21 protein-coding genes and 1 other RNA gene are annotated in these 20,936 nt (G+C 70.3%); 14 read left to right on the top strand and 8 right to left on the bottom strand.

Translation table 11 applies throughout. The features are described 5' to 3' along the window. The first annotated feature begins 45 nt into the window (after nt 1–45). Nucleotides 46–186 carry a hypothetical protein gene (locus CCR97_RS23510; protein WP_170145966.1) on the top strand — a complete coding sequence of 47 codons (141 nt, stop codon included), beginning with the start codon at nt 46–48 and terminating at the stop codon, nt 184–186. 80 nt (nt 187–266) lie between these two features. On the opposite strand, the gene CCR97_RS23505 is transcribed toward CCR97_RS23510, so the two are convergent. Then, the gene (locus CCR97_RS23505; protein ID WP_111358830.1) at nt 267–1,226 is read right to left on the bottom strand and encodes a LysR family transcriptional regulator; all 960 of its coding nucleotides are present in this window, start codon (nt 1,224–1,226) and stop codon (nt 267–269) included. A gap of 116 nt (nt 1,227–1,342) precedes the next feature. Here CCR97_RS23505 and CCR97_RS23500 point away from each other — a divergent pair, with 116 nt between their 5' ends. The 3 genes from CCR97_RS23500 (at nt 1,343) to rnpB (ending at nt 2,612) form a co-directional block, all read left to right on the top strand. Continuing rightward, complete coding sequence (locus CCR97_RS23500) at nt 1,343–1,525, top strand: hypothetical protein (RefSeq protein WP_111358831.1); 183 nt, start codon at nt 1,343–1,345, stop codon at nt 1,523–1,525. Between the two features lie 317 nt (nt 1,526–1,842). Next, on the top strand, nt 1,843–2,061 hold the full coding sequence (locus CCR97_RS23495) for a hypothetical protein (protein ID WP_111358832.1): 219 nt from the start codon (nt 1,843–1,845) through the stop codon (nt 2,059–2,061). A 115-nt stretch (nt 2,062–2,176) separates the two neighbouring features. Further along, an RNA gene (gene rnpB / locus CCR97_RS23490) (RNase P RNA component class A) lies at nt 2,177–2,612 on the top strand. A gap of 90 nt (nt 2,613–2,702) precedes the next feature. On the opposite strand, the gene CCR97_RS23485 is transcribed toward rnpB, so the two are convergent. Then, nucleotides 2,703–2,906, bottom strand: coding sequence for a DUF1289 domain-containing protein (locus CCR97_RS23485; protein WP_207199568.1), 204 nt, complete (start codon nt 2,904–2,906; stop codon nt 2,703–2,705). Nucleotides 2,907–3,091: 185 nt separating this feature from the next. Between CCR97_RS23485 and CCR97_RS23480 the strand changes: the two genes are divergently transcribed. Further along, entirely contained in the window at nt 3,092–3,493 is a 402-nt protein-coding gene (locus CCR97_RS23480) for a DUF1236 domain-containing protein (protein WP_111358833.1), read from the top strand. Between the two features lie 295 nt (nt 3,494–3,788). Here CCR97_RS23480 and CCR97_RS23475 read toward each other — a convergent pair whose 3' ends face one another. From CCR97_RS23475 to CCR97_RS23460, 4 genes are all read right to left on the bottom strand, one after another. Next, nucleotides 3,789–4,772: a TRAP transporter substrate-binding protein gene (locus CCR97_RS23475; protein WP_111359327.1), complete on the bottom strand. Its 984-nt coding sequence runs from the start codon at nt 4,770–4,772 to the stop codon at nt 3,789–3,791. A 39-nt stretch (nt 4,773–4,811) separates the two neighbouring features. Next, nucleotides 4,812–6,119: a TRAP transporter large permease gene (locus CCR97_RS23470; protein WP_111359326.1), complete on the bottom strand. Its 1,308-nt coding sequence runs from the start codon at nt 6,117–6,119 to the stop codon at nt 4,812–4,814. A gap of 10 nt (nt 6,120–6,129) precedes the next feature. Further along, nucleotides 6,130–6,675 (bottom strand): TRAP transporter small permease, encoded by a 546-nt coding sequence (locus CCR97_RS23465; protein WP_111359325.1) that lies wholly within the window; start codon nt 6,673–6,675, stop codon nt 6,130–6,132. A gap of 213 nt (nt 6,676–6,888) precedes the next feature. Further along, nucleotides 6,889–8,298, bottom strand: a complete 1,410-nt coding sequence (locus tag CCR97_RS23460; RefSeq protein ID WP_111359324.1) for a GDSL-type esterase/lipase family protein — start codon at nt 8,296–8,298, stop codon at nt 6,889–6,891. A gap of 185 nt (nt 8,299–8,483) precedes the next feature. On the opposite strand from CCR97_RS23460, the gene ftsW reads away from it, so the two are divergent. The 4 genes from ftsW (at nt 8,484) to CCR97_RS23440 (ending at nt 13,201) form a co-directional block, all read left to right on the top strand. Then, entirely contained in the window at nt 8,484–9,638 is a 1,155-nt protein-coding gene (gene ftsW, locus CCR97_RS23455) for a putative lipid II flippase FtsW (RefSeq protein WP_111359323.1), read from the top strand. Further along, entirely contained in the window at nt 9,635–10,786 is a 1,152-nt protein-coding gene (gene murG / locus CCR97_RS23450) for an undecaprenyldiphospho-muramoylpentapeptide beta-N-acetylglucosaminyltransferase (RefSeq protein ID WP_201159918.1), read from the top strand. Before ftsW ends, murG begins: the two co-directional genes overlap by 4 nt. A gap of 146 nt (nt 10,787–10,932) precedes the next feature. Further along, nucleotides 10,933–12,345, top strand: a complete 1,413-nt coding sequence (murC, locus tag CCR97_RS23445) for a UDP-N-acetylmuramate--L-alanine ligase (protein ID WP_111359868.1) — start codon at nt 10,933–10,935, stop codon at nt 12,343–12,345. A 157-nt stretch (nt 12,346–12,502) separates the two neighbouring features. After that, on the top strand, nt 12,503–13,201 hold the full coding sequence (locus CCR97_RS23440; protein ID WP_111359867.1) for a glutamine amidotransferase: 699 nt from the start codon (nt 12,503–12,505) through the stop codon (nt 13,199–13,201). Nucleotides 13,202–13,467: 266 nt separating this feature from the next. Here CCR97_RS23440 and CCR97_RS23435 read toward each other — a convergent pair whose 3' ends face one another. After that, nucleotides 13,468–13,755, bottom strand: a complete 288-nt coding sequence (locus CCR97_RS23435; RefSeq protein ID WP_111359870.1) for a GIY-YIG nuclease family protein — start codon at nt 13,753–13,755, stop codon at nt 13,468–13,470. Nucleotides 13,756–13,923: 168 nt separating this feature from the next. On the opposite strand from CCR97_RS23435, the gene murB reads away from it, so the two are divergent. After that, nucleotides 13,924–14,844 carry a UDP-N-acetylmuramate dehydrogenase gene (gene murB / locus CCR97_RS23430; protein ID WP_111360739.1) on the top strand — a complete coding sequence of 307 codons (921 nt, stop codon included), beginning with the start codon at nt 13,924–13,926 and terminating at the stop codon, nt 14,842–14,844. Between the two features lie 211 nt (nt 14,845–15,055). Here the strand turns inward: murB and CCR97_RS23425 are convergent, their stop codons facing one another. Next, nucleotides 15,056–15,838, bottom strand: coding sequence for a bestrophin-like domain (locus CCR97_RS23425; RefSeq protein ID WP_111360492.1), 783 nt, complete (start codon nt 15,836–15,838; stop codon nt 15,056–15,058). A 119-nt stretch (nt 15,839–15,957) separates the two neighbouring features. Here CCR97_RS23425 and CCR97_RS23420 point away from each other — a divergent pair, with 119 nt between their 5' ends. From CCR97_RS23420 to ftsZ, 4 genes are all read left to right on the top strand, one after another. Continuing rightward, complete coding sequence (locus tag CCR97_RS23420) at nt 15,958–16,878, top strand: D-alanine--D-alanine ligase (RefSeq protein ID WP_111360491.1); 921 nt, start codon at nt 15,958–15,960, stop codon at nt 16,876–16,878. Next, nucleotides 16,845–17,939 carry a cell division protein FtsQ/DivIB gene (locus CCR97_RS23415; RefSeq protein WP_201159917.1) on the top strand — a complete coding sequence of 365 codons (1,095 nt, stop codon included), beginning with the start codon at nt 16,845–16,847 and terminating at the stop codon, nt 17,937–17,939. Before CCR97_RS23420 ends, CCR97_RS23415 begins: the two co-directional genes overlap by 34 nt. Further along, nucleotides 17,936–19,255 carry a cell division protein FtsA gene (ftsA, locus tag CCR97_RS23410; protein ID WP_111360013.1) on the top strand — a complete coding sequence of 440 codons (1,320 nt, stop codon included), beginning with the start codon at nt 17,936–17,938 and terminating at the stop codon, nt 19,253–19,255. The genes CCR97_RS23415 and ftsA overlap by 4 nt, the downstream gene beginning before the upstream one ends. A gap of 88 nt (nt 19,256–19,343) precedes the next feature. Beyond that, a partial coding sequence (gene ftsZ / locus CCR97_RS23405; RefSeq protein WP_201159916.1) for a cell division protein FtsZ occupies nt 19,344–20,936 on the top strand: 1,593 nt, incomplete at its 3' end.

The following is a 20,936-nucleotide window of genomic DNA, read 5'->3' as shown; positions in this document are numbered from 1 at the left end:
GATGTCAGAGCCGCCGCCGCGGTGGCCGACCTAAGGAATGAACCGATGTCCGAGAAGCTCGCCCGCACCGACGCCGCCACGTCCGCCCAGCACGCCCAGAAGGGCGGCAAGAAGGGCTTCGTCGCCCGCGCCATCCAGTCGTTCGTGAACTCGGCCTACAACAGCCACTACATGCCGCATATGTGAGGCCCGCCCGCCCGCGCCCGATCCCCCGGTCGGGCGCGGCGGCCGCTCTCCAGCCCGGCGCCGGTTCGGCGACGGCCGCATCAGTCGGGCGCGCCGTCGCTGTCGACCGTCGCGGCGGCCTCTGCCTTCGGCCGGTCGAGCCGCGTGCGCCACGGCGCGTCGGCGAAGCGCTCGACCAGAAAGTCGATGAAAACACGCACCTTGAGCATGCGGTGCCGGCCCTGCGGGTAGACGGCCGAGATCGGGATCGGCTCGACCATGTGGTGCTGGGTGAGGAGCGGCACGAGCTCGCCCCGCCGCACCGCGTTGCCGACCAGAAGATCGCTCAGGTGAACGAGCCCGGCGCCGCTGACCGCGAGGCGGAGCGCCGCCTCGGCGTCGTCGACCACCAGCCGCCCCTCCGCCTCGAAGCTGCGAATCGCGTTTCCGTCCCGGAACGGCCAGTGATTGATGGACGGCACCGAGCTCAGCACGATGCAGTCGTGCTGCGCGAGGTCGTCCGGGGTCTGCGGAATGCCGCGCCGCTCGAGATAGCGGGGCGCCGCGTAGATGCCGCGCTCGGTCGCGGCGAAGCGGCGCGCCACCAGCGAGCGGTCGGCGATCGGCCCGATGCAGATCGCCACGTCGGCGTTCTCCACCAGGTTGTCGACCCGGTCCGTGACCGTGATCTCGATCTCGATCTCGGGATGGCGGGCCAGGAAGTCGGGCAGGGCGGCGGCCAGCTCGTGCAGCATGAAGGCGCTGCCGGTGTTGAGCCGGAGCTTTCCGCGCGGCGTCGTGGAGGCGCGGGCGACCTCCGTCTCGGCATCCTCGATGGCGGTGAGGATGTCGCGGGCCCGCACCAGATAGGTCTCGCCCTCCGGCGTCAGCGCGAGCCGCCGCGTGGTGCGGTGCAGCAGCCGGACCCCCAGCCGATCCTCCAGACGGGACACCAGCTTGGACACGGCCGAGGGGGTGAGGCCGAGATCCTCGGCCGCCGCCGAGAAGCTGCCGCGCTGAACCACCTGCACGAAGGCCCGCATGTCGCTGACCTGATCCATCAGCCGGCGCTCCTCACTCGGTCCCTCAGTTCCAAGGTGGTTGTCTTCCGCACCCGATGATTCATCAGGATTTTTCGGCTACGAGAAGCACAACGACACGCTGAAGGCCCGCTTCCATGACTCTCTTCGAACTCCGTGGTCCCGCCGAGCTGGTGGAGACCGAAAGCCGCCGTCCGGTCTCGCTCGGCCGCCTGCTGCTCGGCCTGCTCGATCGCTTCCGCGGTGCACACTACGACACGATCGCAGCGCGGCAGAACCGTCGCCCGATCGCCACCTGGACCCCCAACGGCTGGGTCTGACCCCGATCCGGCCGTGCCGACCCGGCGGCGTCGCGCGCTGCCCCGCCTTCGCCGCTTCGGCCCGAAAGGCCCGACGGGACATCCCGCCGGGCCTTTTTCATGACATGGCGATGTCGTCAAGAAGCTTCGGACCACGGTTCATCTAACTTGATGCATCATTGCGCGCTTGCGTGTTTCGCGCATGCATCGTTGCGGCGGGAGGGTCGCAAAGGAAATTCGATCCTTCGCGTCCAAGATCGAGTTCCGGACCGACTGATTATCGGCCGCTCGCTCCCGAATATCATACCCGTCGTGGTCATTCGATCGGGAGAACCACCATGCATCCCCGCCATCCGCTGTCGCATGCCGCTGCCCAGGGTCTACTCACCCGCGCCCACTCGGGCCGGCCGGTCGGCCTGTCGACGCTCGCGAAGGCGGGGTACTGCGCGGCGGGTGAGTTCTTCCGCGAGTCGTTCCGCGCCGCCCAGTTCACGCCGTCGCCGCTGCGCGTCCGGCAGAAGCTGGCGGCACCCCGGATTCTCGGCCGGTCTCTCTAGAGGGCGTCCCCGCGAGGAAACCTCCGACTCGCGGGAACGGTGGGGACCGGTCGCACAGCCGGTGTGGGGAGGCGGGGCCTTGACGTCGCAGCCTCGTCTCCCCATTCCTGGTCCATCAGTCGGCTGGACGGCCGTCCCGGCGATCACCGAAAGGTGGCCGGGGAGGAAAGTCCGGGCTCCATGGACCAACGGTGCCGGATAAGGTCCGGCGGGGGCGACCCCAGGGAGAGTGCCACAGAGAACAGACCGCCTGCGGCCGCGTTGCGTCTTGGCCGTCGGCAAGGGTGAAACGGTGCGGCAAGAGCGCACCGCGCGTCTGGCAACGGAAGCGGCACGGCAAACCCCACCGGGAGCAAAACCGAATAGGGACGGCGTGGAGGCCGGTTCGTCTGGGTTCGCCCGGGCGGGCTCGTCTCCGGATCGGTGTCCGGATCCAGCCGTCCGGGTAGGTCGCTCGAGGCGCCGGGCAACCGGCGTCCCAGAGGAATGGCCGTCACGCGGAGGGGCAACTCTCCGCCCTACAGAACCCGGCTTACAGGCCGGCTGATCGTTTGGGGCCCGGGCGGGAGACCGCTCGGGCCTCGCCCGTTTCGGGGGGCTGCCGCAGGGTGGGGCGGCCGAAGCGGGCGCCGGCGAACGCGTCAGGCGGCGGCGCCGCGCGGCGGGATCGTGACGGCGGGCAGGCCGGCGAGGCGCCCGGGCAGCGCCGCCATGATCCGCCGGCGCTCGTCGTCCGAAAAATCCGACCACTCGGCGATCTCGGCCAGCGTGCGGCCGCAGCCGAGGCAGAAGCCGGTCGCCCGGTCGACGGTGCAGACCTTGTTGCACGGGGTCTCGATCGCCATTCGCCACCTCCGGTCCCGCATCGCACCTTAATGCAACGCGGCCCGCGAGTCCCGGCGCAAGAGTTCCCGTCGTCCGGGCAGAACGCGTCGGTGGGTACCTCCGTGCGCCGGTCGATCGCGCAACTCGGAACGAGGTCGGGAGCCCCACGTTTCCTCGGCAGTCGTATCGAGCAAGGAGGCAGACGATGCGGACGAAGGTTCTTCTCGGAGCGCTCGCGCTCGTGGTCGCGGCGCCGACGCTGGCGGCGGCCCAGAACGATCCGGTGAGCGGCGCGGCGCAGGGGATCGAGCGCGGTGCCACCACGGGCGGCCCGGTCGGCGCGATCGTCGGCGGGGCGGCCGGTGCGGTCGGCGGCGCCGCCAACATGGTACTCGGGCCCCCGCCGGCCGAGGTGCGCACCTACGTAATGCGCGAGCGCGTGCCCTCGGTGGCGGTCGAGGAGCGCGTGGTGGTCGGCCAGCCGCTGCCGCCGCGGGTCAAGCTGCACAGCGTGCGCGGCCACGACGCCTACTCCTACGCGGTCGTCAACGAGCGCCGCGTGGTGGTCGACCCGCGCACCCGCCGGGTGATCGAGATCTACGAGTAAGCGCTTCGCGGACCACGCGCTGAATCGAAACGCCCGCCGGGACAGGCTCCCGGCGGGCGTTTTCATGTGTGAAAGCTGCATGAGGAGAAGCGCGTGGTCTCTCACCTCTCCCCGCGGGCTGGGAGAGGTCGACATTCGCGCGTCAAGCGCGAATGCCGGGTGAGGAGGCGTCTCGTGGATACGGAAGCGCCCCCTCATCCGACGCGCCGCTCTCGCAGCGAGCCACCTTCTCCCCGCATGCGGGGAGAAGGAAACATCGCCGTGACGAGCGGCGATCGTCCTCACATCGTCCTACTCACATCTTCTTATAAGACTCGATCACCGCTGCGCCGTCCGGACCGGCCTTCTTCAGCCAGTCGGCGGTGAGCTGGTCGCCGATCTTGGTGAGGCCCGCCTTGAGCTCGGGGCTCGGCGGCAGCACCTTCATCTTGTTGGCCTTGAGCTGCTCCAGGTACCAGGTCGCCTTCTCCTCGGCCATCTTCCAGCCGCGCTCTTCGGCGACCGCGGCGGCCTTCAGCAGGGCCTCCTGGGTCGGCTTGTCGAGCGCGTCGAACGCCGCCTTGTTGACGAAGGTGATGTTCTTCGGGATCCACGCCTGGGTGTCGTAGTAGTGCGTCATGGTCTCCCAGGCCTTGCTGTCGTAGCCGGTCGAGCCCGACGTCATGAACGCGTTGACGACGCCGGTCGCCAGCGCCTGCGGCAGCTCGGCCGCCTGGATCGTCACGGCCTGGGCGCCGACCAGCTCGGCGATCCGGTTGGTGCCGACATTGTAGCCCCGCCACTTGAGGCCCTTCATGTCCTCGACCTTCTCTATGTCCTTCTTGGCGTAGATGCCCTGCGGGCCCCACGGTACCGCGAACAGCACCATCAGGCCCTGCGCGGCGAGACGCTTCTCCACGGCGGCGCGGCTCGCTTTCCACAGCTTCAGCGACTGCGGATAGCTGGTGGCGAGGAACGGGATCACGTCGATGCCGAAGATCGGGTCGTCGTTCTCGTGGATCGAGATCAAGACCTCGCCGGCCTGCGCCTGGCCGGTCTGGACGGCGCGCTTGATCTCCGGCGCCTTGAACAGCGAGGCCGCCGAATGCACCGTGATCTGCAGCTTGCCGCCGGTCGCGTCCCCGACGTCCTTGGCGAAGGCCATCAGGTTGACGGTGTGCGGATTGTCGATCGGGTAGGCGGCCGGCAGGTTCCACTTGGTCTGCGCCGTCGCCGGCCCGGCGAGCGTGAAGGCGGCGGCCGCGGCCGCCAGGGCGAGCATCGCGAGGCGTTTCGTCATCTCGTGTCCTCCGTTGAACGTTCAGCGTCGGTGAAGTCGTTACTTGGTGAAGGCCATCTCGGGCAGCACCATCACGATCTGCGGGAAGATCGTGATCAGCGCCACCGCGGCGACGAGCAGGAAGAAGAACGGGATCGAGGCGCGCGCAACCGTGTAGGAGTCCTTGCCGCTCATCGTCTGCAGCACGAACAGGTTGAAGCCGACCGGCGGCGACACCTCGGCCATCTCGACCACCAGCACGACGAAGATGCCGAACCAGACGAGGTCGAAGCCGGCCTGCTTGACCATCGGGATCACCACGGCGGTGGTGAGCACGATCATCGAGATGCCGTCGAGCGCGGTGCCGAGCACGATGTACATCACGGTGAGCGCCGCGATCAGGGCGTAGGGCGAGAGGTTCAGGGCGCCGACCCATTCGGCGAGCGCCACCGGGATGCCCGTATAGGCCATCGCGGTGGAGAGATAGGACGCGCCGGCGAGGATCAGCATGATCATGCAGGTGACGCGCGTCGCCCCCATCACGCTCGCCCAGAACGACTCCCATGTGAGGGCGCGGTGCCACGCCGCGATGGCGAGCGAGCCGAGCACGCCCCAGGCGGCACATTCGGTCGCCGTCGCCCAGCCGAGCAGCAGCGACAGGAAGACGAGCAGGATGAGCAGCGTCAGCGGGATCAGCTTGCTCGACTCGGCGAGCTTTTCCCGCAGCGGCATCGGCGGATCGGCCGGTGGCGTTTTCTTCGGGTTGAGCAGCGACCAGACGATCAGGTAGCCCGAGTACAGCACCATCACCAGCAGGCCGGGCAAGAAGCCGGCGAGGAAGACCTGGATGATCGAGACGTTCGCGGCGACCGCATAGACCACCATGGTGATGGACGGCGGGATCAGAATCCCGAGCGTGCCGGCGCCGGCGAGCGAGCCGAGGCTCACCATCTCGTCGTAGCCGCGGCGCTTCAGCTCGGGCAGCGCGATCTTGGCGACGGTCGCGCAGGTCGCGGCCGAGGAGCCCGACACGGAGCCGAAGATGCCGCAGGCCAGCACGTTGACGTGCATCAGCCGGCCCGGCAGCCAGTTGAGCCACGGGGCGAGGCCGCGGAACATCTCGTCCGACAACTTGGTGCGGAACAGGATCTCGCCCATCCATATGAACAGGGGTAGGGCGGCGAGCGACCACGAGGCCGAGTTGCCCCAGATCGTGGTGGCGAGCACGCTGCCCGCCGGGATGTTGCCGCCGACGAACTGCATGCCGACGAAGCCGCAGGCCATCAGCGCGACGGCGATCCACACGCCGCCGGCGAGCAGCACCGCGAGGAGGAGCAGCAGCAGGGCTGCGATTTCGAGAAGCTCCATCGCGGCTGCCTCAGACGCCGCTCTGGATCGCCTGCTCGACGACCTCTTCGGCGGTCGTCGGCTTCGGCTTCTCGTAGCGCGGCGCGCGGCCGCCGACGACCCAGACGAGCTCGTCGACGAGGGCGATGGCGAGGATCACGAGGCCCGACGTGAAGCCGAGCTGCGGGATCCACAAGGGGATCGCCAGCACGCCCTGGGTCATGTCGAGGAAGCGCCAGGAGTCGTAGGTCATCACCACGGCGTTCCAGGCGAAGAAGCCGACGAAGCCGCAGCCGACGACGAGGGCGGCGATCTCGATGGCATGGCGCGTCCGGCCGGAGATGTTGTCGATCAGCAGCCCGACCCGGATCATCTCGCCGGACCGGAACGTGTGGGCGAGGCCGAGGAACGCCATCGCGGCCATGCACCAGGAGACGATGTCGTCGCCGGCCGGGACGTTGATCCCGAGCGGGCGGCCCGCCGACAGCACCATCATCAGGACGAAGATGAGGATCAGGAAGCCGCCGGCCAGCCAGCCGGCGACGAGATAGAGCGTGTCGAGCGCGGTACGGATCATGACGGGATACTGGGTCCGGCGGGTTGTGTCGGCGCGAGCCCTCATCCTGGTCCGCGCCGGGCCGTCCATGCAAGGGCGGCGGCGGCACGCGACGAAGGCCGCGCGGCGTGTTTCGCAGCCGCGAGGTCAAGCAAGAGTCGAGCCAGGGAACGGTGCCCTTTCACCTCTCCCCGCGCGGCGGGGAGAGGTGACCGTCGCTGCCGCGCCGGGCACCTACTTCGCTGCAGCCGCCGCCTTCGTCTTCGGCGACGCGAACAGGCCGAGGTCGATGGCGTGGCCCATCACGTGGTAGCCGGTGCGGTTCGGGTGCAGGCGGTCGCCCTTGCCGCCCGTGGTGCTATCGGGGACGAACTCCTCCTTCAGCCCGCCGGTCGAGGGATCGAGGGTCGCGGCGTCGAAGTCGATCACGGCGTCGAACACGCCCGGCTTGCGGATGTGGTCGTTGAGGTCGCGCCGCTTCTCGTCCTGCTCGACGAAGCCGTGCGCCGCCGACGTGCTGCCGAGCGCCGAGACGACGGTGGCGCCGATCAGCTTGATGTCGGGGCGCTCCTTGCGCAACCGGGCCAGCACCTCGTCCATCGCGGTCCGCACCGTCTCGACGCTGGCATTGCCGTTGCGGCTGAAGTCGTTGGTGCCCTCGAGCCAGATCAGGGCGCGCACGCCCGACAGCGCCAGCACGTCGCGGTCGATGCGGGTTCTTGCGCTCGGTCCGCCGGGGAAGGGCTTCTGCGGCCCGTACTCGGCCGGCCCGGCGATCTGGTTGCCGCCGATGCCGGCGTTCACCACGGCGACGCGGTTGCCGTAGACGGCCTTCAGCCTCCGCGACAGCACGTCGGGCCAGCGGTCGTCGACATTCATGGTCGAGGCGGTGCCGTCGGTGATCGAATCGCCGAAGGCGACGACCGCGAACGTGTCGGCCGGCGCCTTCATCTCGACCGCGTCGAGGAAGAACCACGACGAGGTGGAGTAGGGGAACGCCGCCTCGCCCTCCTCCTGGCCGTGGGCGCCGCTGCCGGGCGCCGACACGTAGGAGGTTTGCAGCGCCTTGGCGTGCCAGGTCATCGGGCCGCTCTCGCCGACGACGTGGAAGCTCACCGCGAGCTTGCGGCCGGCCAGCAAGGGATCGTCGGGGCTCTTCACGAAGGCGAGCCGCACCGGGTCGCTCCACGCCGACTCGCCGGGCGGGATCGTGACGCTCGCCTTGCCGCCGAAGGTGACCGGCCGGTTGGAGCCCTTGACCAGCGCCGGGCCGCCGAGCTGCAGCCCGGCATGGACGCCGTCGAGCGTCAGCGGCTTGGTGCCGAACGCGTTGGAGAAGCGCAGGCGCGCCTCGCGGCCCCAGATGTCCGGCCGGACGACGAGCCGCAGCGTCTGGTCGCGGGCGCCGGCCTCCGGCGAGGGGAAGGCGAAGCGCTGGTCGGGCTGGGCGGACGGGTTGCCGACCGGGTAGGGGCCCTGCACCGAGCCGGTCCAGCTCACCACCCAGTGGTCCTTCTTGGCGGCAGCCGCGGCGGGACCGGAGGGGAGGACGAGCAGGAGCGCGAAGGCGGTGAGGAGCGGGTAGGCGAGGAGGCGGGAAAGGACGAGGCGGGAGTAGGATGGCGGGCCGGCGGGCCTCGGCATGGCGATGTCCTCGGGTTGTCTTTTGCGTTCGGTGCCGCGCCCGACGGAGGTCGAACGGGCCCCGGGGGGACTATAGGCGAGTGCCGTGGCGCCGCTATCGGGGCGTGCGCCGCGCAATTCGAAATTTTTCCTTAACGATCGGCAAACCATAGTCGGCCGGAGCACCCCCCGAAAGGATCGCCGCCATGGTTTCGCGCGCCGAACGCACCTGGTTCGCCGACTGGTGGTGGACCGTCGACCGGTTGCTCCTGTTCGCGCTCGGCGCCCTGATGCTGGCCGGCATCATCTTCTCGCTCGCCGCGAGCCCGCCGGTCGCCAACCGGCTCGGCCTCGACGCCTTCTACTTCGTCAACCGCCACATCATGTATCTGGCGCCGGCCATCGCGGTGCTGCTCGGGGTGTCGTTCCTGTCGCCGCGGGCGATCCGCCGGGTCGCCCTGGTGGTGTTCGTGGTCAGCCTGGCGCTGACCGCCGCGACCCTGCATTTCGGCGCCGAGGTGAAGGGGGCGCGGCGCTGGATCGTCCTCGCCGGGGTGAACATCCAGCCGTCCGAGTTCGTCAAGCCGGCCTTCGTGATCCTGGTGTCGTGGCTGTTCGCCGAATCGTCGCGCAAGAGCGACGTGCCGGCCAACTCGCTCGCCATCGCGCTCCTGGCCGCGGTCGTCGCCGTCCTGGTGCTGCAGCCGGATTTCGGTCAGACCCTGTTGGTCACGCTGGTGTTCTGCGCCTTGTTCTTCATGACCGGGATGCGCTTCGTGTGGGTGATCGCGCTCGCCGGGCTCGGCGCCATCGGCGGCTTCGTCGCCTATTCGACGATCCCGCACGTGGCGCGGCGCATCAAGCGCTTCCTCGATCCCGCCTCGGGCGATACCTTCCAGGTCGACGCCGCCGTCGAGTCGTTCGTCAAGGGCGGGTGGTTCGGCCGCGGGCCGGGCGAGGGGACCGTGAAGCGCATCCTGCCGGACAGCCATGCCGACTTCGTCTTCGCGGTCGCGGCCGAGGAGTTCGGCATCGTCGTCTGCCTCGCCGTGGTCGCCCTGTTCGCCTTCATCGTGCTGCGCGCGCTGCGCCGGGCGCAGCGCAGCGAGGACCCGTTCGCCCGCTTCGCCGTCACCGGGCTAGCGCTCCTGTTCGGCACCCAGGCGGCCATCAACATGGCCGTCAACCTCGCCCTCATCCCGGCCAAGGGGATGACGCTGCCCTTCATCTCCTATGGCGGCTCGTCGATGATCTCGCTCGCCTACGGCATCGGCATGCTGCTCGCCCTGTCGCGCGAGCAGCCGCGCGCCGAGATGCTCGTCGCCTCGGCCGGCGGCGCCCTGGTGGAGCGTCCCGCATGAGCGATCCCGCATCGCCCGCCCCCGAGACGACGCCGCTCACCCGGGTCGAGGGCGAGCCGCTGATCGTCGTGGCCGCCGGTGGCACCGGCGGCCACCTGTTTCCGGCCGAGGCGCTCGCCGTCGCCCTCAAGGCGCGCGGCTGCATCGTCGACCTCGCCACCGACGAGCGCGCGTTCCGCTACGGCGGCAGCTTCCCGGCCCGCGCCACCCACATCGTGCCGAGCGCGACCCTGAAGGGGCGCGACCCCAAGGCGCTGTTCAAGACCCTGACCGTGCTGGGCAAGGGCATCTTCCGGGCCTACCAGCTCTACGGAAAAATCCGGCCGGCCGCCGTGGTCGGCTTCGGCGGCTACCCGACGCTGCCGCCCATGCTCGCCGCGACGCTGCGCGGCATCCCGACCCTCATCCACGAGCAGAACGGCGTCGCCGGCCGCGCCAACCGGCTCCTGGCGTCGCGCGTCACCGCGATCGCCACCGGCTTCCCGGCGATCTTCGGGCACGACCCGCGGCTCGCCGCGAAGAGCGTCCACACCGGCAACCCGATCCGCCCGGCCGTGGTGGCGGCCGCGGCGCGGCCCTATCCGGGACCGGACGAGCCGTTCCGGCTCGTCGTGTTCGGCGGCAGCCAGGGCGCCCGCATCATGTCGGACATCGTGCCGCCGGCGCTCGAGCTCCTGCCCGTCGTCGTGCGCTCGCGCCTCCAGGTGGTGCAGCAGGCCCGCGACGAGGACCTCTACACGGTGGAGGAGGCCTACAAGCGCGCCGGCATCCCGGCCGAGGTGAAGCCGTTCTTCCGCGACATGCCGGCCCGCATCGCCGACGCGAGCCTGGTGATCGGGAGGGCCGGTGCCTCGACGGTGGCCGAGCTCGCCGCCATCGGCCGGCCGTCGATCCTGGTGCCGCTGCCGCACGCTCTCGACCAGGACCAGATGGCGAACGCCGGCATGCTGGAGAAGGCCGGCGGCGCCGTGCGAATCAAGCAGGCGGCGTTCTCGCCGGAGCGCCTCGCCGCCGAGATCGCCCGGCTCGCCACCGAGCCCGGGTTGCTGCCGAAAATGGCGGCCGGAGCGCGCAGCATCGGCGTGCTCGACGCCGCCGACCGGCTGGCCGAGCTGGTGTTGCGGGTCGCCGGGCGCGCGAAGCCGTAGTGTTACGCTCCCGAATTCGCTAAACCGACGCCGCGATTGCGGGCCACCGTCAGGCCGGCACGGCGTCGGCCCCTTAATTCCGCGCGCGCGGAGAGGGGCGAGCGGCGCTCTGCCGGGACGTGCGCCGCGGACGGAGAGGATTCGACATGAAGCTGCCGCACGACATCGGGCCGGTGCATTTCGTCGGGATCGGCGGCATCGGCATGAGCGGCATCGCCGAGGTGCTGGCCAATCTCGGCTACACGGTGCAGGGCTCCGACGTCGCCGAGAACGCCAACGTCAAGCGGCTGCGCGGCAAGGGCATCAAGGTCGCCATCGGCCACGCCGCCGAGAACGTCGACGGCGCCCATGTGCTGGTCGTCTCCTCGGCGATCCGGCGCGACAATCCGGAGCTGGTCGCGGCGCGGGCCAAGCGCCTGCCGGTGGTGCGGCGCGCCGAGATGCTGGCCGAGCTGATGCGGCTGAAGAGCTGCGTCGCGGTCGGCGGCACCCACGGCAAGACGACGACGACCTCGCTGGTCGCCTCGCTGCTCGACGCCGCCGGCTTCGACCCGACCGTGATCAACGGCGGCATCATCAACGCCTACGGCACCAATGCGCGGCTCGGCGCCGGCGACTGGATGGTGGTCGAGGCCGACGAGTCCGACGGCACCTTCCTCAAGCTGCCGACCGACGTCGCCATCGTCACCAACATCGACGCCGAGCATCTCGATCACTTCAAGACCTACGAGGCCGTGCAGGAGGCCTTCCAGACCTTCGCCGAGAACGTGCCGTTCTACGGCTTCGCCGTGATGTGCATCGACCATCCGGTGGTGCAGACCATGGTGGGCCGCATCGAGGACCGCCGCGTCGTCACCTATGGCGAGAACCCGCAGGCCGACGTGCGCCTCGTCTATCAGGACCACACCGACGGCAAGTCGCGCTTTTCCGTGGTCTTCCGTGACCGCGGCGAAGCCGCGGCGCACGAGATCAGCGGGCTCGAGCTGCCGATGCCGGGCCGCCACAACGCGCTCAACGCCACGGCGGCGATCGCGGTCGCCCGCGAGCTCGGCGTGTCGGACGACAAGATCCGCAAGGCGTTGGCCGGCTTCTCCGGCGTCGGCCGCCGCTTCACCCGCACCGGCGCCTGGAACGGCGTCACCGTGATCGACGACTACGGCCACCATCCGGTCGAGATCGCGGCCGTGCTGAAGGCGGCGCGCGAGACCGCCAAGGGCCGGGTGATCGCCGTGATGCAGCCGCATCGCTACACCCGCCTGCAGTCGCTGTTCGAGCAGTTCTGCACCTGCTTCAACGACGCCGACACGGTCGTCGTCGCGCCCGTCTATCCGGCCGGCGAGGCGCCGATCCCCGGCATCGATCGTGACTCGCTGGTCGCCGGCGTTTTGGCCCGCGGGCACCGGAACGCCGTGCCCCTGGAAGGCCCGCAGGCGCTCGCCGGCGTGGTGCGCCAGCTCGCCCAGCCGGGCGACTACGTCGTCTGCCTCGGTGCCGGCTCGATCACCCAGTGGGCGCACGCGCTGCCGAACGATCTCGCCGCGCTCGGGCCGGCGGCGTAGAGCCGTTTCGATCGAGGGTGCGACCCCGATGTCCGCTCGTCCCCGCGAAGGCGGGGACCCAGGGGCGACACGGCACAGCAATCCTGGATGCCCGCCTTCGCGGGCATGAGCGGAGAGTGGGGCGCGTTCAGCGAAATTCGATCTGGGGATCACGACAATGCCGACCTGCATCGCCGTCCGTCACGTCGCCTTCGAGGATCTCGGACTCTTGGGGCCGCTGCTGGCCGAGCGCGGCTACGACGTGAGCTACGTCGAGGCGCCGCTGGTGCCGCTCGACGCCGGATCGCTCGTCGCGGCCGATCTGGTCGTGATCCTTGGCGGCCCGATCGGTGTCTACGAGGAGGAGGCCTATCCATTCGTGATCGGCGAGACCGCCGCGATCGCGGCGCGCCTCGCCGCGCGGAAGCCGACGCTCGGCATCTGCCTCGGCGCCCAGTTCATGGCCAAGGCGCTCGGCGCCACGGTCGCGCCCGGACCGCAGAAGGAGATCGGCTACGCGCCGCTCGACGTGACGGAGGAGGGCCGCGCCGCCGGTCTCGGCGATTTTTCGAGCGTGCCGGTGCTGCACTGGCACGGCGACAATCTCGATCTCCCGGCCGGCGCGACGCGGCTCGCCGCGACGGCGCCGTGCCCGAACCAGGCCTTCTCCGTCGGCCCGTCGATTCTCGGGCTCCAGTTCCATGTCGAGGTCGATCCCGAAAGAATCGAGACCTGGCTGGTCGGCCACACGGTCGAGCTCGGCAAGGCCGGCATCGACCCGCGCACCCTCCGCTCTCAGGCCACGAGCGTCGGCAAGGCGACGGCCGAGACCGGCCGCGCGTTTCTGGCGCGGTGGCTGGACGGGGTGTTGTCCTGATGCGTGGCGTTGCCGGCCTCGCTCCGAAAGCCTCGTCATGGCCGAGCTCGTCCCGGCCATCCACGAAGCGGCATCGGCGACAGGTCGGCGTTTCTGATGTTCTCGGTCATGGCCGGGCTCGTCCCGGCCATCCACGTTCTTGGTCCGGGCGTCGGCTGCATGCGTGGATGGCCGGGACAAGCCCGGCCATGACGACGTGTGTGGTCGCGGATGGCTTTGACAGGCCCGGCGATGACGAGTCTGAGGGGATTGCCTTGGCTGCGATCTCAGAACAGCGTCTCGAACAGATCCTTCCATTCGTGATTCGTCGCGAGGATCAGCCTCACTTTCCAGGTCCGCGGCCAGTGCTTCATGTTGTGCTCGCGCTGGATGGCGTCGCGGATCGCGTCATAGGCTTCGAAATAGACAAGCCGCTTGATCCCGTATCGCTTGGTAAAGCCTGGGACGACCCCGTCGCGATGCTCGGCGACACGGCGGACGAGATCGCTCGTCACGCCGACATACAGCGTGCCGTTCGGTCGGTTCGTGAAAATGTAAACCCAGCCGCCGTGCATGACGAACACGCCGATGCTCTCGATCGGCGCTATCCTAGCCCGGATGCACTGACTCGTCATGGCCGGGCTCGTCCCGGCCATCCACGGTCTTGGTCCAGGCGTCGGCTGATATCGTGGATGGCCGGGACAGGCCCGGCCATGACGACGTTCGAATTCGTGGCGTGACTCATGTCCTTCCCCGATCTCCTCCCCGCCCTTCGTGACAAACTGCCCGACTTCCGCGGGCGCATCACTTCGAACGAGCCGTTGGCGCCGCTCACCTGGTTCCGGGTCGGCGGGCCGGCGCAGGTGATGGTGGTGCCGGCTGACGAGGCGGATCTCGCTTATCTGCTCGCACGGCTGCCCGCCGACATGCCGGTGACGATGCTCGGGCTCGGCTCCAACCTGATCGTGCGCGACGGCGGCGTGCCGGGCGTCGTGATCAGGCTCGGCCGCGGCTTCTCCGAGGTCACGGTGGAGGAGGGGCACCGCATCCGTGCCGGCACCGGCGTGCCGGACGTGAAGGTGGCCCGCGCCGCGCAGGACGCCGGCATCGCCGGGCTCGCCTTCTTCCGCGGCATCCCGGGCTCGGTCGGCGGCGCGCTGCGCATGAACGGTGGCGCCTACGGGGGCGAGACCAAGGACGTTCTCGTCGAGGCGCGCGGCGTCGACCGGCAGGGCCGCATCCATGTCCTCGGCAATGCCGAGATGCACTTCACCTATCGGCACTGCGGCGTCGCCGACGACGTGATTTTTACGAGCGCCCTGTTCCAGGGCACGCCCGGCGACCCGGCCGAGATCGCGGCCGCAATGGAAAAAATCACCGAATCGCGCGAGGCGACGCAGCCGATCAAGAGCCGCACCGGCGGCTCGACCTTCAAGAACCCGCCGGGCCAAAAAGCCTGGCAGCTCGTCGACGCCGCCGGCTGCCGCGGCCTCGTCGTCGGCGACGCCCAGGTCTCCGAGCTGCACTGCAACTTTCTGATCAACCGCGGCAACGCGACGGCGGCCGACGTCGAGACGCTGGGCGAGACGGTGCGGCGCCGCGTGAAGGAGACGTCAGGCGTCGAGCTGGAATGGGAGATCAAGCGGATCGGCCTGCCGGGGTGACGGCGCCGTGTCCCGGACGCGGCGCGACGCGCCGCGAGCCGGGACCCAGGAGTCACTTCTCGAAGCGTCTCCCGTGCCGCTCCTGGGCCCCGGCTCGGCGGCGCATCAGGCCTGCGGCCTGACGCGCCTTGTCCGGGGCACGCGGAGATCGGGCCCACATCCTTCGAGGCTCGCCTTCGGCGAGCACCTCAGGATGAGGGCGAAGATGCGCTCACCCCGTCTGCGACATTAGCTCGGCGGCCCGCTCGATCGGCAGCGGGGAGACCCGCATGTGGCCGCTGAACGGGTACTCCTGCAGGGCGACGAGACCGAGCGCGATGATGGCGCCGAGCGTGAACACCGCCATGGCGGCGATCTTGGCGCGCGGCTTGTCGAGATGGACGAGCGCGACGGCGATCTGGGTGACGATGCCGAGCGCCAGCACGGTCAGCCACTTGATGTCGTTGGTCTGGTCGGAGGCGAGCGCCAGGCGTTCGGCGCGCGCGTCGCGGATGCGGATCACGGCATTGAGGAGGGCGGTCGCCGCGGTCTGGCCGGCGTCGCGGGCGATCGCCGGATCGGCCGCGTGGCGCAACAGCTCGCGCAGCGCCGCTCCGGTGGCCGGCGAGCGGCGGCCCTCCGCCATCACGGGCCATTCGTCCTTCAGCACGCTGTCGGCGTAGGTCTTGAGCTGCGCCCGGATGGCGCTCATGTCGGTGACGGCGGCGAGGCTCAGCGTGTTGAGCATCACGATCGCGCTCGCCTCGCCGTTGACGGCGCGCCACGCCTGCCGGTTGCGGTCGGCGATGTCGCCGGCCAGGAACCCGGTCAGCAGCGAGAACAGCACGCTGACGGCGGCGATGAAAGGCGCCACGACGCCCGTGAAGCTCTTGATCCAGCCGCTGACCGGTGAGCCCATGGCGAGCCAGGCGATCACGGCGGCGGTCGCCGCGTAGAAGGCGACCAGGGTGCCGAACAGCGCCCACGCCGGAAGCATCAGCCAGCCGTTGATCACCGTCCCCTCCGCGACCAGGGTGCGAGCCCGCTGGACCGGAGTGCACCGGGGCGCCATACCGTCCGGTTAACGGGCCGCCGCGAGTCGGGTGCGGCGCCGGGCGCAAGGGGGAAGTCGTGATGAGCAAGCACGTCGCCGTCCTGATGGGAGGCTGGTCGTCGGAGCGCGAGGTGAGCCTGCGCTCGGGAGCCGCCTGCGCCGCCGCGCTCGAGTCCCGCGGCTACAAGGTCACCCGGATCGACGTCGGCCGTGACATCGCGGCGGTGCTGACCGCGGTGGCGCCGGACGTCGCCCTCAACCTCTTGCACGGACGGCCCGGCGAGGACGGGACCATCCAGGGCATCCTGGAGGTGCTGCAGATCCCCTACAGCCACTCCGGCGTGCTCGCCTCGGCGCTCGCCATGCAGAAGGACACGGCCAAGGTGGTGCTCGCCGCTGCCGGTGTCCCGGTGCCGGAAGGCGTGACGGTGGACCGGCTCCAGGCGGCCAGGGAGCACGCGCTGCCGCGCCCCTACGTGATCAAGCCGATCTGCGAGGGGTCGAGCGTCGGCGTCTTCATCGTCACCGAGCAGCACGAGCACCCACCCCAGGAGCTGACCCGGACGGACTGGTCCTACGGCGAGCAGGTGTTGTGCGAACGCTACATCGTTGGGAAAGAGTTAACGTGCGCCGTGATCGGCGACCGGGCCCTCGATGTCATTGAAATCGTTCCGAATGTCACCTTCTACGACTACACGGCCAAGTACGCGCCGGGGGGCTCGCGGCACGTCTTGCCGGCCGGAATTAAACCGAATGTTTACCAACACGTCCGAACACTGGCTCTCCGAGCGCACCTTGCACTCGGCTGCCGGGGCGTCAGCCGGGCCGACTTCCGGTTCGACGACCGCCTGGAGGGCACCGACGGGCTGTTCTGCCTGGAGGTGAACACCCAGCCCGGCATGACCGAGACCTCGCTGGTGCCCGAGATGGCCGCGCATGCGGGCATCGCGTTCGAAGAGTTGGTCGAATGGATGGTGGGGGACGCGTCTTTGAACCGCTGACCGGGCGAACGCCCGGCGGTTCGCCGCGTCCGCGCGCCGGCGCCAAGTCCGGTGGCAAGGCCGGCTCGACGTTCGGCGCCAGGTTCGGCTTCCTGTTCGGCCGCAAAGCCGGCGGCAAGCCGAACGACAAGTACTCCATGAACAAGGCGGCGCGCCGCCGCCGGCCCCCGGCCCGGCGGCCGGAAGGGCGCTTCGCCAGCTTCGGCCCGCTCGCCGCGATCGAGCGCCGCATCGACCAGATCGTCGCCCTCGCCGAGCGCTGGCCGCGCTGGGGCGGGGCCGCCGCGACGGCCGCCATCATCCTGTCCAGCATCGGCTTCGGGATCGTGCGCGGCGACCACGCGCCGGTCGTCCTCGGGGCGCTCGCCGACGTCCGCGACATGGCGGCGAACGCGGTCGGCTTCCGCATCACCGGCGTCGCGCTCACCGGCCACAAGCATTTGTCGCGCGACGAGGTGCTGGCGATCGCCGGCATCACCGGGCGCAGCTCGCTTCTGTTCCTCGACGCGGCGGACGCGCGCGCCCGCCTGCGGGCCAATCCATGGGTCGCCGAGGCGACCGTGCAGAAGCTCTATCCGGACCGCGTCGCCATCGACATCGTTGAGCGCAAGGCGTTCGCCCTGTGGCAGAAGGACGGCCAGGTCCACGTCATCGCCGACGACGGCACCGTGCTCGAGGCCTATGTGTCGCGCGGCGTGATGGCGCTGCCCTTCGTGGTCGGCACCGGGGCCGACACCCGCGCCCGCGCCTTCCTGGCCACGCTCGACCGCCATCCGGGCCTGCGCGACCAGGTCGCCGCCGCCGTGCTGGTCGCCGAGCGGCGCTGGAACCTGAAACTGAAGAACGGCATCGACGTGCGCCTGCCGGAGACCGAGGTGCCGCGCGCCCTCGACCAGCTCGCCGCACTCGAGCAGGACAAGAAGCTGTTGTCCCGCGACATCGTGATGATCGACCTCAGACTGCCCGACCGCGTGACCGTGCGGCTCTCCGACGGCGCCTTCCAGGCGCGCGACGAGGCCCAGAAGACCAAGAAGCCGAAGCCGAAGGGAGGCGCCGCATGAGCGACCTCCAGTTCGGTCTCGCCCCCAAGATGAAGCCGCTGGCGCCGCGGCGCAGCGCGGTCGTCGCCGCGCTCGACGTCGGCACCTCGAAGATCGCCTGCCTGATCGCGCGGCTGACGCCGCAGCCGCCCCAGGAGGTGCTGCGCCGCCGCACCCACGCGATCGACGTGATCGGCTTCAGCCACGCCGAGTCGCGCGGCCTCAAGGCCGGCGGCGTCGTCGATCTCGCCGAGGCCGAGGTGGCGATCCGCCACGCCGTCGATCTCGCCGAGCGCGCCGGCCGCTGCCAGGTCGAGGCCGTGATCGTGTCGCTGTCGGCCGGCCGGCCGTCGAGCGAACTGTTCGCCGCCTCGGTCGACGTGCCCGGCACGGTGCGCGAGGGCGACATCGCCCGCGTGCTCGCCGCCGGCAGCCGCTCCTCGGTGCGGCCCGGCCGCGTCGTCCTCCACTCGGTGCCGATCGGCTACACGATCGACCACGAGCGCGGCATCCGCGATCCGCGCGGCATGCTGGGCCAGCGCTTCGGCGTCGACATGCACGTCCTCACCGCCGAGGCGGCGGCGGCCCGCAACCTGATGCTGGCGATCGAGCGGTGTCATCTCTCGGTCGAGGCCATGGTGGCGAGTCCTTATGTCGCAGCCCTGGCCGCATTGGCCGACGACGAGGCGGAACTCGGCGCCGCCGTGGTCGACATGGGGGCGGGCACGACGACGCTCGCGGTCTTCACCGGCGGGCGTTTCGTGCATGCCGACGGCTTCGCGCTCGGCGGTCATCACGTCACGATGGATCTGGCGCGCGGACTCTCGGCTGCCGTGCCGGACGCCGAGCGAATCAAGACGCTCTATGGCAATGTGCTGGGTGGCGCGATGGACGATCGCGACATGATCGCCGTCCCGGCGGTTCCGGGCGACGACCGCGAGCCGCCCCAGTTCGTCTCCCGGGCGACCCTGACACGCATCATCAAGCCGCGTGTCGAGGAGATTCTGGAGATGGTCCGCGATCGCCTGGCGGCGTCGCCGTTCGCCGCCGAGCCGCGCGGGCGCGTCATCGTCACCGGCGGGGCGAGCGAGCTGACCGGGTTTACCGAGCTCGCCGCGCGAATTCTCGGGCGTCCGGTCCGGATTGGCCGGCCGCTCGGTGTCGCCGGTCTGCCGGACGGCGCCAAGGGGGCGGCCTTCGCGGTCGCCGCGGGCCTCCTGGTCTATCCCCAGGTGGCGCATCTGGAGCATTTCGATCCGCGTCGGACGCATCGCACGTCGGCGGGCGCCAGCGGATATTTCACACGGGTCGGACGATGGCTGCGCGAGAGCTTCTGACGACCGGCAATGGATTCCCGAACCCCGTCGGTGGCGGACCGACGGACCCCGTGGGCGTCGCGCACGCCCCCGCATCGAAGAGGCAGCCATGAGCATCAATCTGAAGATCCCGGACATTCGGGAACTAAAGCCGCGGATCACCGTGTTCGGTGTGGGCGGTGCCGGCGGCAACGCCGTCAACAACATGATCCGGGCCGGGCTGCAGGGCGTCGACTTCGTCGTCGCCAACACCGATGCTCAGGCGCTGACCATGTCCGAGGCCGAGCGCATCATCCAGATGGGCGTGCAGGCGACCGAGGGTCTCGGCGCCGGCTCGCAGCCGGATGTCGGCCGCGCCGCCGCCGAGGAGGTGATCGACGAGATTCGTGATCACCTCACCGGCGCCCACATGGTGTTCGTCACCGCCGGCATGGGCGGCGGCACCGGCACGGGCGCCTCGCCCGTGGTCGCCCGCGCGGCCCGCGAGCTCGGCATCCTGACGGTCGGCGTCGTCACCAAGCCGTTCCACTTCGAGGGCCAGCGCCGCATGCGGCTCGCCGACAGCGGCATCTCCGAGCTGCAGAAGGTGGTCGACACCCTCATCATCATCCCGAACCAGAACCTGTTCCGGATCGCCAACGAGAAGACGACCTTCGCGGACGCCTTCGCGATGGCCGACCAGGTGCTCTACTCGGGCGTCGGCTGCATCACCGACCTGATGGTCAAGGAAGGCCTGATCAATCTCGACTTCGCCGACGTCCGCGCGGTGATGCGCGAGATGGGCAAGGCGATGATGGGCACCGGCGAGGCGACCGGCGAGAAGCGCGCGCTGCGCGCCGCCGAGGCCGCCATCGCCAACCCGCTGATCGACGACGTGTCGATGAAGGGCGCCCGCGGGCTCCTGATCTCGATCACGGGCGGCAAGGACCTCACCCTCTACGAGGTCGACGAGGCCGCGACCCGCATCCGCGAGGAGGTCGACGCCGACGCCAACATCATCGTCGGCGCCACCTTCGACGAGACCCTCGAGGGCGTCATCCGCGTCTCCGTGGTGGCGACCGGGGTCGATCCGGCGATGATCGGCGCCAACCAGATCCATGCGCCGGTGCCGGCCGTCGAGGCCTTCACGTCGCGCACCCCGGACAGCCAGGCGGCCGCCGCGCACGAGTCGCGCATCGCCGAGCTCGCCAATCGGCTGCGCGCCGACAACAAGCGGATCGCCGAGCGCCTCGAGCAGGCCGCCCCGGCCGCCGTCCAGCCGCTGATCCCGGCCGAGCCGGCCGGCCATGCGGCGATCGACGCCGTCGCCACCGCGGCGGTCGCCGACGCGCTGATCCCGCGCGAGATCGAGGACGTCACCATCCGGCCGATCCAGCAGCCGAAGCCGACCTTCTATCCCGACGCCGTGGCCCAGGAGGCGCCCGTGGAGGCGCACGAGGCGCCGCCCAAGGTGTTCATCCCGCCGCAGCCGGAGCGGCCGGCCGGCCGCCCGGCCCGCATGCCGCGGATCGACGAGCTGCCGTTGCCGGCCCAGAACGAGCTGCGCGCCCAGCGCGGCGCCGACCCGATGGGCGAGGAGCACCCGGAGAAGCGTCGCCTGACCCTGTTGCAGCGGCTCGCCGCCGTCGGCCTCGGCCGCACGGCCGAGGAGGCGCCGCGCGCCCCCGAGGCGCCGAAGGCGGCCCGTCCGGCGATGCCGGCG

This window comes from Rhodoplanes elegans, assembly GCF_016653355.1.
In the GTDB taxonomy this organism is placed as follows: Bacteria; Pseudomonadota; Alphaproteobacteria; order Rhizobiales; family Xanthobacteraceae; genus Rhodoplanes; species Rhodoplanes elegans.
The sequence above is the reverse complement of the archived record's forward strand: the minus strand, read 5'-3'. Positions and strand labels throughout refer to the sequence as shown.